The sequence below is a fragment of the Pseudomonas fragi genome, assembly GCF_900105835.1.
Taxonomy (GTDB): Bacteria; Pseudomonadota; Gammaproteobacteria; order Pseudomonadales; family Pseudomonadaceae; genus Aquipseudomonas; species Aquipseudomonas fragi.
Genome location: NZ_LT629783.1, coordinates 1,102,548 through 1,120,062, shown reverse-complemented (window position 1 = coordinate 1,120,062; position 17,515 = coordinate 1,102,548). Strand labels below are relative to the sequence as shown.

At 61.6% G+C, this 17,515-nt stretch carries 16 protein-coding genes; 11 read left to right on the top strand and 5 right to left on the bottom strand.

The window, feature by feature from the left end; all coding sequences use genetic code 11:
• The first annotated feature begins 2 nt into the window (after positions 1-2).
• The 6 genes from BLU25_RS04840 to BLU25_RS04815 all read left to right on the top strand — a co-directional run bounded on the left by BLU25_RS04840 (position 3) and on the right by BLU25_RS04815 (position 8,014).
• Positions 3-1,181, top strand: coding sequence for a lipid-transfer protein (locus tag BLU25_RS04840; RefSeq protein WP_016781257.1), 1,179 nt, complete (start codon positions 3-5; stop codon positions 1,179-1,181).
• The gene (locus BLU25_RS04835; protein ID WP_083369548.1) at positions 1,182-2,351 is read left to right on the top strand and encodes an acyl-CoA dehydrogenase family protein; all 1,170 of its coding nucleotides are present in this window, start codon (positions 1,182-1,184) and stop codon (positions 2,349-2,351) included.
• 124 nt (positions 2,352-2,475) lie between these two features.
• Positions 2,476-3,666 (top strand): acyl-CoA dehydrogenase family protein, encoded by a 1,191-nt coding sequence (locus BLU25_RS04830; protein ID WP_016781255.1) that lies wholly within the window; start codon positions 2,476-2,478, stop codon positions 3,664-3,666.
• Positions 3,667-3,677: 11 nt separating this feature from the next.
• The gene (locus tag BLU25_RS04825) at positions 3,678-4,817 is read left to right on the top strand and encodes an acyl-CoA dehydrogenase family protein (RefSeq protein ID WP_016781254.1); all 1,140 of its coding nucleotides are present in this window, start codon (positions 3,678-3,680) and stop codon (positions 4,815-4,817) included.
• Between the two features lie 37 nt (positions 4,818-4,854).
• Complete coding sequence (locus BLU25_RS04820; protein WP_083369547.1) at positions 4,855-6,543, top strand: class I adenylate-forming enzyme family protein; 1,689 nt, start codon at positions 4,855-4,857, stop codon at positions 6,541-6,543.
• An 88-nt stretch (positions 6,544-6,631) separates the two neighbouring features.
• On the top strand, positions 6,632-8,014 hold the full coding sequence (locus BLU25_RS04815) for a DUF1329 domain-containing protein (protein WP_029611464.1): 1,383 nt from the start codon (positions 6,632-6,634) through the stop codon (positions 8,012-8,014).
• Positions 8,015-8,087: 73 nt separating this feature from the next.
• Here BLU25_RS04815 and BLU25_RS04810 read toward each other — a convergent pair whose 3' ends face one another.
• From BLU25_RS04810 to BLU25_RS04800, 3 genes are all read right to left on the bottom strand, one after another.
• Positions 8,088-8,390, bottom strand: a complete 303-nt coding sequence (locus tag BLU25_RS04810; RefSeq protein WP_016781251.1) for an addiction module antidote protein — start codon at positions 8,388-8,390, stop codon at positions 8,088-8,090.
• On the bottom strand, positions 8,387-8,761 hold the full coding sequence (locus BLU25_RS04805; protein ID WP_016781250.1) for a type II toxin-antitoxin system RelE/ParE family toxin: 375 nt from the start codon (positions 8,759-8,761) through the stop codon (positions 8,387-8,389). The genes BLU25_RS04810 and BLU25_RS04805 overlap by 4 nt, the downstream gene beginning before the upstream one ends.
• 208 nt (positions 8,762-8,969) lie before the next feature.
• Positions 8,970-9,329: a VOC family protein gene (locus BLU25_RS04800; RefSeq protein WP_081481044.1), complete on the bottom strand. Its 360-nt coding sequence runs from the start codon at positions 9,327-9,329 to the stop codon at positions 8,970-8,972.
• A gap of 201 nt (positions 9,330-9,530) precedes the next feature.
• On the opposite strand from BLU25_RS04800, the gene BLU25_RS04795 reads away from it, so the two are divergent.
• From BLU25_RS04795 to BLU25_RS04775, 5 genes are read left to right on the top strand one after another with little or no spacing between them, the layout of a single operon-like run.
• Positions 9,531-11,195: an AMP-binding protein gene (locus BLU25_RS04795; RefSeq protein ID WP_016781248.1), complete on the top strand. Its 1,665-nt coding sequence runs from the start codon at positions 9,531-9,533 to the stop codon at positions 11,193-11,195.
• Between the two features lie 15 nt (positions 11,196-11,210).
• Positions 11,211-11,978: an SDR family NAD(P)-dependent oxidoreductase gene (locus tag BLU25_RS04790; RefSeq protein ID WP_083369546.1), complete on the top strand. Its 768-nt coding sequence runs from the start codon at positions 11,211-11,213 to the stop codon at positions 11,976-11,978.
• A 10-nt stretch (positions 11,979-11,988) separates the two neighbouring features.
• A complete protein-coding gene (locus tag BLU25_RS04785; protein WP_029611462.1) occupies positions 11,989-13,182 on the top strand; it encodes an acetyl-CoA C-acyltransferase in 1,194 nt (397 codons plus the stop codon).
• 9 nt (positions 13,183-13,191) lie between these two features.
• Positions 13,192-14,319, top strand: a complete 1,128-nt coding sequence (locus BLU25_RS04780; RefSeq protein ID WP_016781246.1) for an acyl-CoA dehydrogenase — start codon at positions 13,192-13,194, stop codon at positions 14,317-14,319.
• Positions 14,320-14,335: 16 nt separating this feature from the next.
• Positions 14,336-15,109, top strand: coding sequence for an enoyl-CoA hydratase (locus BLU25_RS04775; RefSeq protein ID WP_016781245.1), 774 nt, complete (start codon positions 14,336-14,338; stop codon positions 15,107-15,109).
• A gap of 130 nt (positions 15,110-15,239) precedes the next feature.
• Here the strand turns inward: BLU25_RS04775 and BLU25_RS04770 are convergent, their stop codons facing one another.
• Together BLU25_RS04770 and BLU25_RS04765 are read right to left on the bottom strand one after the other, a co-directional pair.
• Positions 15,240-16,391 (bottom strand): acyl-CoA dehydrogenase family protein, encoded by a 1,152-nt coding sequence (locus tag BLU25_RS04770; protein WP_016781244.1) that lies wholly within the window; start codon positions 16,389-16,391, stop codon positions 15,240-15,242.
• Between the two features lie 3 nt (positions 16,392-16,394).
• Positions 16,395-17,501 carry an enoyl-CoA hydratase/isomerase family protein gene (locus BLU25_RS04765; protein WP_016781243.1) on the bottom strand — a complete coding sequence of 369 codons (1,107 nt, stop codon included), beginning with the start codon at positions 17,499-17,501 and terminating at the stop codon, positions 16,395-16,397.
• Between the last annotated feature and the right edge of the window lie 14 nt (positions 17,502-17,515).

The following is a 17,515-nucleotide window of genomic DNA, read 5'->3' as shown; positions in this document are numbered from 1 at the left end:
ACATGACGCAATCGTCACTCTCGGGCCGCGCAGCCATTGTTGGCCTGGGCGCAACCGAATTCTCGAAAAACTCCGGGCGCACCGAGCTGCGCCTGGCGCTGGAAGCGACCCTGGCAGCCCTGCAGGACGCCGGTATCGACCCCAGCGAGGTCGAGGGTTTCAGCTCGTACTCGGTGGACAAGGTGCCGGAATACGAAATCGCCCGCTTGCTGGGCTGCAAGGACGTCAAGTTCTTCTCCCAGGTTCCCCACGGGGGGGGAGCGGCCTGTGCGCCGATCATGCACGCGGCCATGGCCGTGGCCACCGGCGTGGCCAAAGTGGTGGTGGTGTACCGCGCCATGAACGAACGCTCCTGGTATCGCTTTGGCAGTGGCAGCTACGGCTTTGCGTCGACGCCGATCTTCGAGAACGTCAACTACGGCTGGTACATGCCCCACGGCCTGCACACCCCGGCATCCTGGGTCGGGATGTTTGCCCAGCGCTACATGCACACCTACGGTGCCACCTCGCAAGACTTCGGTCGCGTGGCGGTCGCCGTGCGCGATTTTGCCGCCACCAACCCGGCGGCGTTTTTCTATGGCAAACCGATCACCCTCGAAGAGCACCAGGCCTCGCGCTGGATCTGCGAGCCGCTGCACCTGCTCGATTGCTGCCAGGAATCCGATGGCGCGGTGGCGATGGTGATTACCTCGGCCGAGCGGGCCAAGGACCTGCGCCAGAAGCCGGTGATGATCAAGGCCGGCTCGCAGGGGATCACCTCAGGCCAGCAGATCATGACCTCCTTCTATCGCGATGACATTACCGGGCTGCCGGAAATGGGTGTGGTCGCCAAAGAGCTGTATCGCCAGTCGGGCCTTGGCCCTGATGCGCTGCAAACGGCAGTGATCTACGACCACTTCACCCCGTTCGTGCTGCCGCAACTCGAAGAGTTCGGCCTGTGCGAACGCGGCGAAGCCAAGGAGTTTATCCGCGCCGGGCACCATGCGCGTGGCGGCAAGTTCCCGATCAATACCCACGGCGGGCAATTGGGCGAGGCCTATATCCACGGCATGAACGGCGTGGCGGAAGCGGTGCGCCAGGTACGCGGCAGCGCGGTCAACCAGGTCGACCATGTAGAAAACGTATTGGTCACTGCCGGTACCGGCGTGCCTACCAGCGGCCTGATTTTGGGAGCAGCCTGAATGTACGTCGACCTCACGCCCGAACAACACGCCCTGCGCCTGAAGGTGCGGGACTACTTCCAGAACCTGATGACCCCGCAGCTGCGTGAGCAATTGCGCGGCAAAGAGGGCGGCGAACTGTACCGCGACACCATCCGCCAGATGGGGCGCGACGGCTGGCTGGCCGTGGGTTGGCCCAAGGAACACGGTGGCCAGGGCTACGGCCCCACCGAGCAGTTCATTTTTTTTGAAGAGGCCAATATTGCCGGTGCGCCGTTGCCGTTCGTGACCATCAGCACGGTGGGGCCGGCGTTGATGGCCCACGGCACCGAACTGCAAAAGGCCAGGTTCTTGCCGGGTATCGCTGCGGGGGAAATCATCTTCGCCATCGGCTACTCCGAGCCGGATGCTGGCAGTGACCTGGCGGTGCTCAAGACCGCGGCACGGCTTGAGGGTGACACGTTTGTGGTCAACGGCGCCAAGCTCTGGACCTCGGGCGCGGAGTCGGCGGATTACATCTGGCTGGCGGCGCGTACCGACCCCGAGCGGCCACGGCACAAAGGGGTGTCGATCCTGATTCTCGATACGCAGGCCGAGGGTTTCTCGGCCACGGTGATCCCCACCACCAGCAACCCGACGACGGCCACCTTTTACGACAACGTACGGGTACCCAAAGACATGCTGGTAGGCGAGCTGAACGGTGGCTGGAAGCTGATCACCGCGCAGCTCAACCATGAACGGCTGGGCCTGGGGGCCTGGTCGGACAAGGTCGTGGGGCTGTTTGGCCGGGTGCTGGCGTGGGCCAGGGCGGCGGATGAAAACGGCGTGCGGGCGACAGACAAGGCCTGGGTGCGTGCAGGGCTGGCCCAGTGTTATGCCCGGTTGGAGGCCATGCGCCTGATTAACCTGCGCATTGCTGCCGACCTTGAGCGCGAGCGCATGGACGTGGCACTGGCCTCGACCACCAAAGTCTACGGCTCGGAATCGGGGATCGAAATCTTGCGCACGCTGAGCAATATCGTCGGTGCCAATGGCCTGGTGCGCAGTGGTTCTGCCGCGTCCCTGTTGCATGGCGACCTGGAGTACGAAGTGCGTGCTTCGGTGACCCTGACCTTTGGCGGTGGCACCAATGAAATCCAGCGCGAGCTGATTGCCCAGTTCGGTTTGGGCATGCCGCGTACCCAGCGTTAAACATTGCCGAAAGCCTGTAGCCGCTGACGAGGTACGAGGCTGCGACAAGGGGCGCAGGCCCTTCAGATCACCGGCGCAGCCTCGTACCTCGTCAGCGGCTACAAGAACCGAAAGGTGAACAACCATGAGCACGATTGACCAGTTCAGAGAACAAACCCGCAGTTGGCTTGAGGCCAACTGCCCGCCCTCGCAGCGCAAGGCCATCCCGGAAGGCGAGATGGTCTGGGGCGCCCGCGAGATGGAGTTCCCCAGTGCAGACGCGCAAGTGTGGTTCGAGCGCATGCGCGACAAAGGCTGGTTCTGCCCCGAATGGCCGGTCGAATACGGCGGCGCAGGGCTCAGTGACGAATACAACGCAGTGCTCGAGAGCGAGCTGCGCCGCCTCAAGTGCCGCCCGCCACAGATCAACCTGGGTATCTGGATGCTGGGCCCGGTGCTGCTGGAATTCGGCACCGAAGCACAGAAAAAACAGCTGCTCACCCCCATGACCCGCGGCGAGGTGCGTTGGTGCCAGGGCTTCTCCGAGCCCAATGCCGGCTCTGACCTGGCCAGCCTGAAAACTTCAGCCCGGGATGCCGGCGACCACTTTGTGGTCGATGGCAGCAAAATCTGGACCTCCTACGGCGACAAGTCGGACTGGATGTATGCCTTGGTACGCACCGACCCAGCAGCCGGCAAGCATGCGGGCATCAGCCTGATCGTGCTGGATATGAAAAGCCCGGGTGTCAGCGTCGCGCCGATTGATTTGATCAGCGGCAAGTCGGCGTTTTGCCAGGTCTTTTTCGACGCCGTCAAAGTGCCGAAAAGCCAACTGATCGGGCCACTGCACGGTGGCTGGAACCTGGCCAAGCGGCTGTTGCAGCACGAACGCAAGGCCATGTCCAAGTTTGGCGAGTTCAGCTTGCCCACTCACTTTCATCTGCTGCCTCTGGTCAGCCAGTACTTGCCCGACCCTTCGGGGCAAAGCGAGTCAGCACTGATGGCGCGGGCAGTGGCCACGGCGATGAACGAGCACAGCTACAACCTGACCGTACAGCGCATGGCTGAAGAAGCCCGCGCCGGGCAGGACGTCAGCGGGTTGATGGCGATCATGAAACTGGTCCACACCGAACAGGAACGTGACAAGTTCGAGGTGCTGCTGGATGTCATGGGCTATCACGCGCTCGGCTGGGACCAGGGCACCTTCACAACCCAGGAACAGGCCATCACCCGTGGCTGGCTGAACAGCTTTGCCCTGACCATCTCTGGCGGCTCGTCGGAAGTGCAGCTCAACGTTATTGCCAAGCGGGTCCTGGGCCTGCCTGACGTGAAGTAAGGAAACTCACCATGAACCTGCTTTACAACGAAGATCAACGCATGCTGGCCGACAGTGCCCGTGAGTTCCTTGCCGCGCGCAGCCCGGTATCGCGCCAGCGCGCCTTGCGCGATGAGGCCCAGGCGGGCGGCTTTGACCCGCAACTATGGCAAGACGCCGTGGCACTGGGCTGGAGCGCGATTCCTTTTCCCGAGAACCTCGGTGGTCTGGATTTCGGCTGCAAGGGCCTGGGGCCGATTTTTCAATCCATCGGTTGCAACCTTAGCGCTACGCCGCTGCTTTCCAGCGTGGTACTCAGCGGTACGCTGCTGCACCTGCAAGGCAATGCGCAGCAGCAGGACCGCTGGCTGTCGGCGATTATCAGCGGTGAGCGGCGTGTAGCGCTGGCGCTGGACGAACAGCCCCGGCACAACCCGACAAAAGTGGCGATGCAAGCCGTGGCCAATGGCGGCGGCTACAGCCTGAGCGGGGATAAATATTTCGTCATCGACGGTGTGGGCGCCGACGCTTATCTGGTAGCGGCACAGACCGGCACGTCGGGGATCAGCCTGTTCCTGGTACCGGCAGCTGCCCCGGGCCTGACCGTCAACCCGTTGCCGCTGATTGACTCACGCAACCATGCGCGCTTGCACCTGCATCAGGTACAGGTCGGGGCTGATGCCTTGCTCGGCGCCGCCGGGTCGGCCTTGCCGGCGCTCAACAGAGCCCTGGACCGTGGCCGCGTATGCCTGGCGGCCGAGATGCTGGGCATGTCCGAAAAACTCTTCGACATGACCCTCGACTACCTCAAGACCCGTGTGCAATTCGATGTGGCGATTGGCACCTTCCAGGCGCTGCAACACCGTGCGGCACAACTGTTTGTCGAGCTGGCACTGGCGCGCAGCGCGGTGATGGCCGGGCTGGACGCACTGGACGCCATCAGCCTGAGCGAGGGTGAGCGTCAGCGCCTAGCCAGCCTGGCCAAGTGGAAAGCGGGGCAGATGGCACTCAAGGTGGTCAATGAGGCGGTACAGATGCACGGCGGCATCGGCGTGACCGACGAGCTGGATGTGGGGTTGTTTCTCAAGCGCATTCGCGTGGCCCAGGCCTGCCTGGGCGATGCCGATTTTCACTGCGAGCGCTATGCAGCTCTGGAGCTGGCGCACGCTTGAGCCTGTAGCGAACGGTTCGAGTCAGGAGAATAATAAAATGAAACTTGAGCAATGGCAGAGCGCCTGGCAGCAGTTGATTGGTGCCGGCTCGCCTTTTGAAGTCCTGACGCCAGCGGATGGCGGGGTGAAGTATTTTCGCCACAGTGCAGCCAGCGTCTGGGCCGCGATCGACAGTGGCCGCGTACACGGTGATCGTGAATTTCTGGTGTGGGAGCAGCAGCGCCTGACCTTCGCCCAGTTCTTCGATCAGGTGGACCGCCTGGGCGGGCAACTGGTGCAGCGCTTCGGCGTGCGCAAGGGCGATCGTGTGGCCATTGCCATGCGCAATCAACCAGCATGGCTGGTCGCGTTTGCCGCTATCCAGCGCTGTGGTGCGGTGTGTGTGCCGCTCAACAGTTGGGGGCTGCGTGACGAGTTGTTCCACGGCTTGCAGGACAGTGGCGCGCACCTGTTGCTGTGCGACCCGCCGCGCTTGCAACTGTTGGCTGACGACCTGCGTACGCAAGGGCTGGCAACCCTTGTGGTGGGCCTGGACGACGGCGTGCTGCTGGAGGAACACTGCCAGCGCCTCGAAGACCTGCTGGCGGCACCGACGCTGAATGTGCCGGTGCAGCCCGTCACGGCCCAGGACCCGGCCATGATCCTCTACACCTCTGGCACCACGAGCCTGGCCAAGGGTGTGCTGTCCACCCACGGTGCGGTGTGCCAGGCGCTGGTGGCGCTGGAGTTTCAGGGCGCGTTCTGTGCGTTGAGTTCGCCGGAGCGCATCAGCGTGGTGATCAACAGCGGCTATGCCCCCACCACCTTGATGGCCGTGCCGCTGTTCCACGTCAGTGGCCTGCATGCGCAGTTTTTACTGGCCTTGCGCAGCGGCCGGCGATTGTTGCTGATGTACAAGTGGGATGTGGACAAAGCCTTTGACCTGATCCGCGATGAGCACTGCACCCAGTTCAACGGGGCGCCGGTCATGATGCAGCAACTGCTGACCTCACCGCGCTTTGGTAGCCCCGACACGGCCAGCCTGTTCGGTCTGGGCCTGGGCGGTGCGGCTCCGTCCAGCAGCCTGCTGGCCCACCTGACCCAGCGCAAGCCTGAAGCCATCGGCGGCAGCGGCTACGGCCTGACCGAAAGCAATGGCATTTGTGCTGCGATCGGCGGCGACCAGTTTGTCTACAAACCGGCGTCGGCGGGCTGGCCGCTGCCCATTGTCGATGTGCGCATTGGCGACAGCCCCGAGCGGCCGTTGCCCAGCGGTGTCAGCGGGCTGATCTGGGTCCGTTCACCGACCCTGATGAACGCTTACTGGAACCTGCCCGAGGCCAGCGCCCAGACTCTGCAACAGGGCTGGCTGGACACCGGTGATATCGGCCTGCTGGACGAGGAGGGCTTCCTCTACATCACCGACCGGGCCAAGGACCTGATCAATCGCGGCGGCGAGAAGATTGCCGCTGCCGAGGTCGAGTCCTGTGCCTGTGAAATGCCCGGTGTGATTGAAGCCGCGGCTTTTGCCGTACCCGACGATGTACTGGGCGAAGTGGTGTTTTTGGTGGTGCGTGGCGAGCCGGCGTCAACCCCGGATGGCGACGCGGTGCGCAGCTTTATTGCGCAGCGCCTGGCGAGCTTCAAGGTGCCGGCGCAGATTCATGTCCAGCACACGCCGTTTGCCCGCAATGCCTCGGGCAAGACACTCAAAAGTGTGCTCAAAGAGCTGCTTGTAACGGCCTGAATAGTCTTAGTGGACGATGTACTCGCTGCTGATTGGCGAAGAATGGGTGCATACCCCCAGCAAGCCTTATTCGCGTAGGAGGCAATACATGAAAATAACAAGAACAGGCGTAATGCTCGCAGCCGCCATGGCCGTCAACGTGGCCGCCATCGGTACGGCAACCGCCCAGGTATCGCCCGCAGAAGCGGCCAAGTTGGGCAAGGAACTGACCTGTGTCGGGGCCGAGCAGGCGGGTAACGCGGCAGGGACCATCCCGCCGTATACCGGCAAGTACCTGGGGGAAGTGCCGGGCTGGAACCATGTAAAATTTTCCGGTGACCAGCCGGTGGATCCCTACGCCGCCGAGAAGCCGATCCTGGTGATTACTGCGCAAAACATGGCCCAGTACGAAGACAAGCTGACCGAGGGCCAGAAGGCCCTGCTCAAGCGCTACCCGACCACCTACAAGATGAACATCTACCCCGGCCACCGCGATTACCGCTACCCGGATTATGTGTGCAAGCGGGTCATGAGCAACGCCTTGAATGCCAAGCTGGTCAATGACGGCATGGGCTTTGAAGGCTTGGGCCAGGTACCGTTCCCGATTCCGAAAAATGGCATGGAAGCCCTGTGGAACCACCAGCTCCCGGCCCGTGCCTGGACCGAAGAAAAAACCAGTGACCTGGCCTCCGTGCTGCCCAACGGCAGTATTGGCTGGGGGCGCGCTTATGCCCGCAACCTGGCTATGGCCAACTCGCCAACAGTAGAGCCCAAGACTGAAGACAAGCTGCAGGCCATGAGCAACAACATGACCCTCAAGCCGACCCGGGACAATGGCACACTGAGCATCTCCCACGAACCCTACAACTTCGCCACCGACCCGCGTCAGGCCTGGAGCTACAGCCCTTCGACCCGCCGTGTCCGGCTGTTGCCGGGTTACGGCTATGACCAGCCGATGATCGGCACCAACGGCACCATGACCGTGGACGAAGACCGTTTGTACAACGGCTCACCGGAGCGCTACAACTGGAAGCTGCTGGGCAAGCGGGAAATCTACATCCCGGCCAACGCCTACAAGCCCAACGCGGGTACGGTGAAATACGCCGACATGCTGACGCCCAACCATCCCAATCCGGACTTGATGCGTTACGAGCTGCGCCGGGTGTGGGTGGTTGAAGCCGACCTCAAGGAAGGCTACCGTCATGTATACGGCAAGCGTGTGTTGTTCCTCGACGAAGACACCTGGAACTCGGTACTGGCGGACAACTACGACGCCCGTGGGCAGTTGTGGAAGCACGCGATGATCAACTACTACTACCACCCGGACATGAGTGGCTGGCAGGCCGGCTCGCAGTTCTTCATGGACTTGAACTCGGGGCAATACACTGGCTACGGCATGACCAACGAAGCCAAGAAAGGCCCGATCCTCAACGAGGGCAAGTTTACCGCTGACCAGTACACCGCCGATGCGGCACGCGCGATGGGCCGCTAAGCCTTAGGTTTCCAGCGGCAAGCTGCAAGCAAAAGCCCCGCAGGTGTAACGCCTGCGGGGCTTTTTCGTTGGCTCAGGTCAGTGAGGCAAAAGTCATGCCGGTGGCATGAACCACCTGGCGCAGGGTGCGCAGTGTGGGGTTGCCTTTGGGAGAAAGGGCGCGGTACAGGCTCTCGCGGGACAGCCCGGCCTTTTCGGCTGTTTGAGCCATGCCTCCCCGTGCTTCGACCACATGGCGCAGCGCGGTCAGAAAACTGGCCTGGCCGCCTTCTTCATCGAGCTCTTCAATGGCGATGCGCAGGTATTCAATGGCAAATTCGGGATCCTGGCGGATCATCTCGATAACGGATTCGTCGTGATTTCTGGTTCTGTTCATGGCTTCCTCTTCTGATACTCATTCCAGCAGCCCACGGCTTTCTCGATATCAGCCTGCTGCTGGCGCTTGTCGCCGCCCAACAGCAACAACACCAGCTTTTTACCGTCTTGAGCGTAATAAAGCCGGTAGCCCGGGCCGTGATCGATACGTAACTCCCAAACGCCCCGGCACAAGGGTTTGCAATCACCAAAAGCACCCGCTGAAAGCCGGTTAACCCTGACGGTGATACGTGCCTTGGCTGTTCGATCCTTTAGATGGTCCAGCCATTGCTGGTAGTGGTCGTTACCCGTTTCGCTGACATAGTGTCTTATCTCGATCATAAGAAATGTAGCTTTGAAGCTACTCATGGTCAATTTTTTTTTAACCGCCATCTGCGGCTGTTCGTCTGATCAGACCCACATCCAATTTGATAGAGGGTGACCATCGGAACGCTAGGGCTGTGGTGTCTCAAGGGCAATTAGGACGGATCGCAAGGTTGTGCAGGTTTTTTTACACGCGAGGCCTTTGCGAAGCGGCGGCGGGTGGCGGTAATGCAACAGGTCATTACCGCAGCCAGGAGGAGGGGGTAAGAGGGGGGGGTTACGCCTGCGACCAGACGGCCAGTTCGTAGCCATCGAGGTCGGTGAAGTGGAAGCGGCTGCCCCCCGGGAACTTGAATTCAGGCCGGGTGATCTGGCCTCCGGCAGCGCTGATGGCCTGCTGAGCCTGGGCCAGGTCGTCGGCGTACAGAATGATCAGCGGACCACCGGGGCGTACAGGTTCGCCGGTGGTAAAGCCGCCGCTCAGGCGCCCATCGCTGAACTCGCTGTAGGTGGGGCCAAAGTCGGTGAAGGTCCAGCCAAACACGGCACCATAAAAGGCTTTGCTGCGTGTGATGTCATGGACGTTGAATTCGATGTTGTCGATTCTGTTGTGGCGGTTGTCAGTGGTCACGGGCATCTCCTTATGAGGCTCAAATATAGATAAGTGACTGGCTGAATGCCATCCGGTTCTCTTAAGCACAAGAAGCGCGTAACCATTGGCCAAACCAGTCAGCCACCTTGAGTGTTTTGACCATTGTTGCAGAGCCTTGCCGGGGCGATTATCAACAGGATTTTTCACGGTTCCCATCCTAAAAATAAAGACCGAGGGATTCTGCTGATGCGCGACTATCTGACTTCGATGGCTGATTTTGACTACCAGCGCACGGTCACCGCTGCCCTGGACGGCCATTTGACGGCCGTCAATGCCTGTGTCGAGTGCTGCGACCGTCACGCCTTGCCGGGGCGTATTGCGTTGTTCTGGGAGGGGCGTGATGCCAGCAGCGCGACGTACACCTTCACCCAGTTGCAGGAGCAGGCCGCACGCTTTGCCAATTTCTTGCTGGCCCAAGGCGTAAAGCGTGGTGACAAGGTAGCGGGCCTGCTGCCGCGTAATGTCGAGTTGTTGATCGTGGCCTTTGCCGCGTGGCGTATCGGCGCCATCTACCAGCCGTTGTTCACGGCATTTGGTCCCAAGGCGATCGAGCATCGGCTTAACAGTTCCGGCGCCGCCCTGGTAGTCACCGATGCGGTCAACCGCGCCAAGCTCAACGAGGTCATGGCCTGCCCGGCGATTGTCACGGTGGCGGGCGCCAAGGGGCAGGGCCTGGTACGTGGCGACTTCAGTTTCTGGGCAGAGCTGGACAATTATCCGGCCACCTGCGAACCGCTGATGCTGAGCGGCGAAGACCCGTTCCTGCTGATGTTTACCTCGGGCACCACCGGCCCGGCCAAGCCGCTGTTGGTGCCGCTCAAGGCCATTGTCGCATTCCAGAGCTACACCCGTGATGCTGTGGGGTTGCGCCCCGAGGATTCGTTCTGGAACCTGGCCGATCCGGGCTGGGCCTATGGCATTTACTTCGGGATCACCGGGCCACTGTCGATGGGCCACCCGATCACCTTTTACGATGGTCCGTTTACCGTGGAGAGCACTTGCCGGGTGATCAAAAAGCTCGGCATCACCAACCTCACCGGCTCACCCACTGCGTACCGCATGCTGATTGCCGCCGGTGACGCCTTCTCGAGCAAGATCAAGGGCCAGTTGCGCGTAGTCAGCAGCGCCGGTGAGCCACTCAACCCCGAAGTGATCCGCTGGTTTGCCGATGAGCTTGGCGTCACCATCCATGACCACTATGGCCAGACCGAAGTCGGCATGGTGCTGTGCAACCACCACGGCCTCGAGCATGCGGTGCATATGGGCGCTGCCGGCTTCGCCTCACCGGGGCACCGCATCGTGGTGCTCGATGACAACCACCAGGAACTACCCGTGGGCCAGCCGGGCATTCTGGCGGTGGATCGCAGCCAGTCGCCGATGTGCTGGTTTGGCGGTTACGAAGGTTTCCCGACCAAAGCATTTGTTGGCAATTATTACTTGAGCGGTGACACCGTGGAGCTGAACCCGGACGGCAGCATCAGTTTTGTCGGGCGCAGCGATGACGTGATCACCACCTCCGGTTACCGCGTGGGCCCATTCGACGTGGAGAGCGCGCTGATCGAGCACCCCGCTGTGGTTGAAGCCGCCGTGGTGGGCAAGCCCGACCGCGAGCGCACCGAGCTGGTCAAGGCCTTTGTGGTGTTGAACCCCCAGTATCTGGGTGACGCGCAACTGGCCGAAACCCTGCGCCTGCATGTGCGCCAACGGCTGGCGGCACACGCTTATCCCCGTGAAATTGAATTTGTCAGCGAGCTGCCGAAAACACCAAGCGGCAAGCTGCAGCGCTTTATTTTGCGCAACCAGGAAATCGCCAAGGCTGAACTGGCCGCAAGTGCCAGCGTCAGCGCCTAACTGTCAGGAATCATCATGCAAATCGAAAACAAGGTTTTTATCGTTACCGGTGGCGCCTCGGGGCTGGGTGCCGCTACGGCGCAGATGCTGGTCAAGGCCGGTGCCAAAGTGATGCTCGTGGACCTGAACGCCGAAGCAGTGGCCGCCCAGGCCCTGAAGCAGGGCGATCAGGCGCGCAGCGCTGTGGCCGACATCAGCCAGGCAGACGCCGCCCAGGCGGCCGTGGCCGCTACAGTGGCCGCCTTTGGTACGGTCAACGGGCTGGTCAACTGTGCCGGGATTGTGCGCGGTGAGAAGATCCTCGGCAAAAACGGCCCGCATGGGCTGGAGACGTTCAGCCAGGTGATCAACGTCAACCTGATTGGCAGCTTCAACATGTTGCGTCTGGCTGCCGCGGCGATCGCCGAAGCCACTGCCGATGCCGAAGGCGAGCGTGGGGTGATCATCAATACGGCTTCGGTTGCCGCATTCGACGGTCAGATCGGTCAGGCCGCTTATGCTGCATCCAAGGGCGCAATCGCCAGCCTGACCTTGCCTGCAGCCCGTGAACTGGCCCGCTTCGGGATTCGGGTGATGACCATCGCCCCGGGTATTTTTGAAACCCCGATGATGGCTGGCATGACGCCAGAAGTGCGCGAATCCCTGGCCGCTGGCGTGCCATTTCCGCCGCGCCTGGGCAAGCCTGACGAATACGCCGCGCTGGTGCGCCACATCATTGAAAACAGCATGCTCAATGGCGAGGTGATCCGTCTCGACGGCGCCTTGCGCATGGCCGCGAAATAAGAGGTGTGAAATGACAATCAGTAATGATCCGGTTGTAATCGTAAGTGCTGCGCGCACGCCCATGGGCGGCTTTCAAGGCGACTTCAAGGGCCTGACAGCGCCGCAACTGGGTGCTGCGGCGATCCGCGCTGCGGTTGAGCGCGCGGGTGTTGCCGACAATGGCGTGGAAGAGGTGCTGTTTGGCTGCGTGCTCTCGGCCGGCCTCGGCCAGGCACCTGCGCGTCAGGCTGCCCTGGGTGCCGGGCTGGACAAAGGCACGCGTTGCACCACGCTGAACAAGATGTGCGGCTCGGGCATGGAAGCCACGATTCTGGGGCACGACCGGCTGCTGGCCGGCAGCGCCGATGTAGTGGTGGCGGGGGGCATGGAGAGCATGTCCAACGCGCCGTATCTGCTCGACCGCGCCCGCAGCGGTTACCGCATGGGCCATGGCCGGGTACTGGATCACATGTTCCTCGACGGCCTGGAAGACGCCTACGACCGTGGCCGCCTGATGGGTACTTTTGCTGAAGACTGCGCCCAGAGCCACGGCTTTACCCGTGAAGCGCAGGATGCGTTTGCCGTGGCTTCGCTGACCCGTGCGCAGCAGGCGATCAAGGACGGCAGCTTCAGCGCCGAGATCGTCCCGGTGCAGGTCACGGTGGGCAAGGAGCAGCGCCTGATCAACGAAGACGAGCAACCACCCAAGGCCAATCTGGCAAAAATCCCGACCCTGAAACCGGCGTTCCGCGAAGGCGGTACGGTGACGGCGGCAAACTCCAGTTCGATTTCCGACGGTGCAGCGGCACTGGTGCTGATGCGTCGCAGCGAGGCGCAAAAACGCGGCCTCAAGCCCCTGGCGGTGATCCACGGTCACGCCGCGTTTGCCGATGAGCCGGGGCTGTTCCCGACAGCGCCGGTGGGTGCCATCAAACGCCTGATGAGCAAGACCGGCTGGGATCTGGGAACGGTCGATCTGTTCGAGATCAACGAGGCGTTTGCGGTCGTCAGCCTGGTGACCATGAGCGCGCTGGAGATTCCTCACAGCAAGGTCAATATCTACGGCGGCGCCTGTGCGCTGGGGCATCCGATCGGTGCATCGGGCGCACGGATACTGGTGACTTTGCTCTCGGCCTTGCGTCAGCAAAAGGCTACGCGCGGCGTTGCAGCCATCTGCATCGGCGGCGGTGAAGCCACGGCCATTGCCGTGGAATGTCTGTATTAAGGATTTCGTATGCTGCCTACAGCAGAACAATTACAAATACGCGAAGCAGCCCGACAGTTTGCCCAGGAACGCCTGAAGCCTTTTGCCGCCGAGTGGGACAAGCAGCATCGCTTCCCTCGCGAAGCGATTGACGAAATGGCGCAACTGGGGTTTTTCGGCATGCTGGTGCCTGAACAGTGGGGTGGTTGCGACACGGGCTATCAGGCCTATGCCATGGCCCTTGAAGAAATCGCTGCCGGTGACGGCTCGTGTCCCACGATCATGAGCGTGCATAACTCGGTGGGGTGTGTGCCGATCCTCAAGTACGGCACCGAATCGCAGAAACAGCAGTTCCTGCCAGCGCTGGCTAGCGGTGCAATGCTCGGCGCGTTTGCATTGACCGAACCCCAGGCCGGTTCCGATGCCAGTGACCTGAAAACCCGGGCCCGCCGTGAAGGCGATCATTACATTCTCAATGGCTGCAAGCAGTTCATCACCTCCGGGCAAAACGCTGGCGTGGTGATCGTGTTTGCGGTCACGGACCCGGCGGCGGGCAAGCGCGGCATCAGCGCGTTTATCGTGCCCACGGACGCGCCGGGTTACAGCGTGGCCCGGGTTGAGGACAAACTGGGGCAGCATGCATCGGACACCTGCCAGATCCTGTTTACTGACCTGAAGGTGCCTGTGGCCAACCGCCTGGGCGAGGAGGGGCAGGGCTACAAGATCGCTCTGGGCAACCTCGAAGGCGGGCGCATTGGCATTGCCGCGCAGGCCGTAGGCATGGCCCGTGCAGCCTTTGAAGCGGCCCGCGACTACGCCCGCGAACGTGTGACCTTTGGCCAGCCATTGGTTGAACATCAGGCCGTGGCGTTTCGCCTGGCCGACATGTCGACGGAAATCGCCGTCGCCCGGCAGATGGTGCACTACGCCGCCGCACTGCGTGACAGCGGCCAGTCGGCCCTGGTCGAGGCCTCGCAAGCCAAGTTGTTTGCATCGGAAATGGCCGAGCGCGTGTGCTCCAAAGCGTTGCAAACCCTGGGCGGTTATGGCTACTTGAGCGACTTCCCGCTGGAACGGATCTACCGCGATGTGCGGGTGTGCCAGATCTATGAAGGCACCAGTGATATTCAGCGCATGGTCATTTCGCGCAATCTTTGAATCGAGGACATTAGCGATGAGCTACGAAACCATTCTGTTGGACATCCATGGGCAAGTGGGCCTGATTACCCTGAACCGGCCCCAGGCGCTCAATGCCCTGAATGCGCAATTGATCGGCGAAGTGAACCACGCGCTGGACACGCTGGAAGCCGATCACGGGATTGGCTGCATTGTCATTACCGGCTCGAAAAAATCCTTTGCCGCCGGTGCGGACATCAAGGAAATGGCCGACCTGAGCTACCCGCAAATCTACCTCGACGACCTGTTCTCGGACAGCGACCGCGTGGCGGCCCGACGCAAGCCGATCATTGCTGCGGTGGCAGGTTTTGCCCTGGGTGGCGGTTGTGAACTGGCGATGATGTGCGACTTTATCCTGGCCGGTGACAATGCCAAATTCGGCCAGCCGGAAATCAACCTCGGTGTATTGCCGGGCATGGGCGGCACACAGCGTCTGACCCGTGCAGTGGGCAAGGCCAAGGCCATGGAAATGTGCCTGAGCGGGCGTTTGATGGGGGCTGAAGAGGCGGAGCGTTCGGGGCTGGTAGCCCGTGTGGTGGCGGTGGATGAACTGCTCGACGAAGCGCTGAAAGTGGCGGCGACCATCGCCAAAAAATCCCTGCCGGTGCTGATGCAAACCAAGGAATGCGTCAACCGTGCCTTTGAAGTCAATCTGGCGGAAGGTGTGCGTTTCGAGCGTCGGGTATTCCATGCCTTGTTCGCCACACAGGACCAGAAGGAAGGGATGGCGGCGTTTGTTGAAAAACGCGAGGCTGATTTTAAAAACCGCTAAAAATCAAAGGCCCCTCACCCTAGCCCTCTCCCGGAGGGAGAGGGGACTAAAAGCAGATTTGTGCTTAACCGCAGATCGGCTCCCTCTCCCTTTGGGAGAGGGTTGGGGTGAGGGGCTCTTGTAGCACCACTCAAAGCAGATAGTTCTTCAACTCCCGCGCAATCACCATGCGCTGAATCTCGCTCGACCCTTCATAAATCTGGGTAATCCGCGCATCGCGGTAGTAACGCTCCACCGGGTAGTCTTCCAGGTAGCCATAGCCGCCGTGGATCTGGATGGCTTTGGAGCACACGTACTCAGCCATTTCCGAAGCAAACAGTTTGGCTTGTGAGGCTTCTGACAGGCAGGGTTTGCCCGCGCTGCGCAGGCGCGCGGCATGCAGGATCAGCAGCCGCGCCGCGTTGATGCGGGTCTGCATGTCGGCCAGCATGTTGGCCACGCTCTGGTGTTCGATGATGGCCTTGTCAAATTGCACCCGGTCACGGGCGTAGCCCAGTGCTGCTTCGAAGGCCGCACGGGCGATGCCCAGTGCCTGGGCGCCAATGCCGATACGGCCTCCTTCGAGGTTGGCCAGGGCGATGGCCAGTCCCTTGCCGCGCTCGCCGAGCATATTGGCTTCGGGCACGCTGCAGTTGCTCAGGGTCACGGCGCAGGTGTCCGAAGCACGGATGCCCATTTTGTGCTCGGTACGGTCGACGATAAAACCGGGTGTTGCCGTAGGTACCAAAAACGCCGAAATGCCTTTTTTGCCCAGGTCAGGGTCGGTCACTGCAAACACGATCGCCAACTTGGCACGTTTGCCGTTGCTGACAAATTGCTTGGCGCCGTTGATCACCCATTGGCCATCACGCAGCTCTGCGCGGGTACGCAGGTTATGGGCTTCGGAGCCCGCCTGGGGCTCGGTCAGACAGAAGCAGGCGATGGTCTGGCCGCTTGCCAGCTCCGCCAGCCAGGTCTGTTTTTGTTCCTCGCTGCCGTACTTCAGTATCGGCCCGCAGCCCACCGAGTTGTGAATGCTCATCAGGGCGCCGGTCGCGGCATCGCCCGCGGAGATTTCTTCCACCGCCAGGGCGTAGGCGACGTAATCAACATAGGTGCCGCCCCATTCCTCCGGCACCACCATGCCCAGCAGGCCCAGTTCGCCAAGCTTGGCCACCAGCGCGTCGTCGATCCAGCCGGCCTTTTCCCACGCCTGGGCATGGGGGGCGATTTCACGCCGGGCAAAGTCGCGGGCCATGTCGCGGATCATCACTTGCTCTTCGCTCAGTTCGATATCTTGCATGGCTCAGGCTCCCTTGGCGTTGAATTCGGTAAAGAAGCTGGCCACATGGGCGCTGTCCAGTGCCTCAAGGGTTGGCGGGTTCCAGCGCGGGTTCTTGTCTTTGTCGATGAGCAATGCGCGCACACCTTCCATCAGATCGCCACGATCAAACCACTGACGGTCAAGATGCAGCTCCAGGGCGAAGCATTGCTCAAGGGGCAGTTCTCGGCCACGGCGCAGCATTTCAAGGGTCACGGCCATCGCCAGCGGTGAGCGGGTTTGCAGCAGGTCGGCGGTTTGATTGGCCCATTCGCGGGTTTCCGGGGCGATGACTGCGCGCAGATGGGCGACAATGCGCGGTACATCAGCCTGGGCGAAAACGCTGTCAATCAGCGGGCGCAGCCTGGCCAGCGGCGGGTCGGGCAGTACGGTTACTGCGAAACGGGCGACCAGTGCAGTCAGGTCATCAATAGGGGACTTTTGCCAGTTGAGGCTGTCCAGGCCCTTGTCCAGTTCAGGCAGTGCGCTGCTTTCCAGATAGCCGTCTGCCAGCCCGCAGTACAACGCATCGGCGGCGCGGATTTGCACGCCGCTGACGCCCAGGTAGGTGCCTAACTGACCTGGGGTGCGGGTCAGGAAGTAGCTGCCGCCAACGTCAGGAAAATAACCGATACCCACTTCCGGCATCGCCAGTTTGCTACGCTCGGTGACCAGGCGCAGATCCGCGCCCTGTACCAGGCCCATGCCGCCGCCGAGAACGAAGCCGTCCATCAAGGCGACGACGGGTTTGGGGTAGCGGTGCAGGGTCAGGTCGAGGGCATATTCCTCTTCAAAGAACTGGCTGTGCAGGGTGTCGTTGTTTTGATAGCTGTCGTACAGCGAGCGGATATCACCGCCTGCGCAAAAGGCTTTCTCGCCTGCGCCACGCAGTACAACGGCCTTGATTTGCGGGTCAGTGGCCCAGGCATCCAGCTGCTGTTGCAGGCCGCGCACCATTTCAAGATTGATCGCGTTGAGGCCGCCGGGGCGGTTCAGGGTCAGGTGGCCAATATGGTTGCGGACCTCGGCCAGAATCGTGTCTGGAAGCGGCGCGACTTCCGGTGTCGGTGAGGATGAAACCTGAGCAGTCATCACTAACTCCCTGC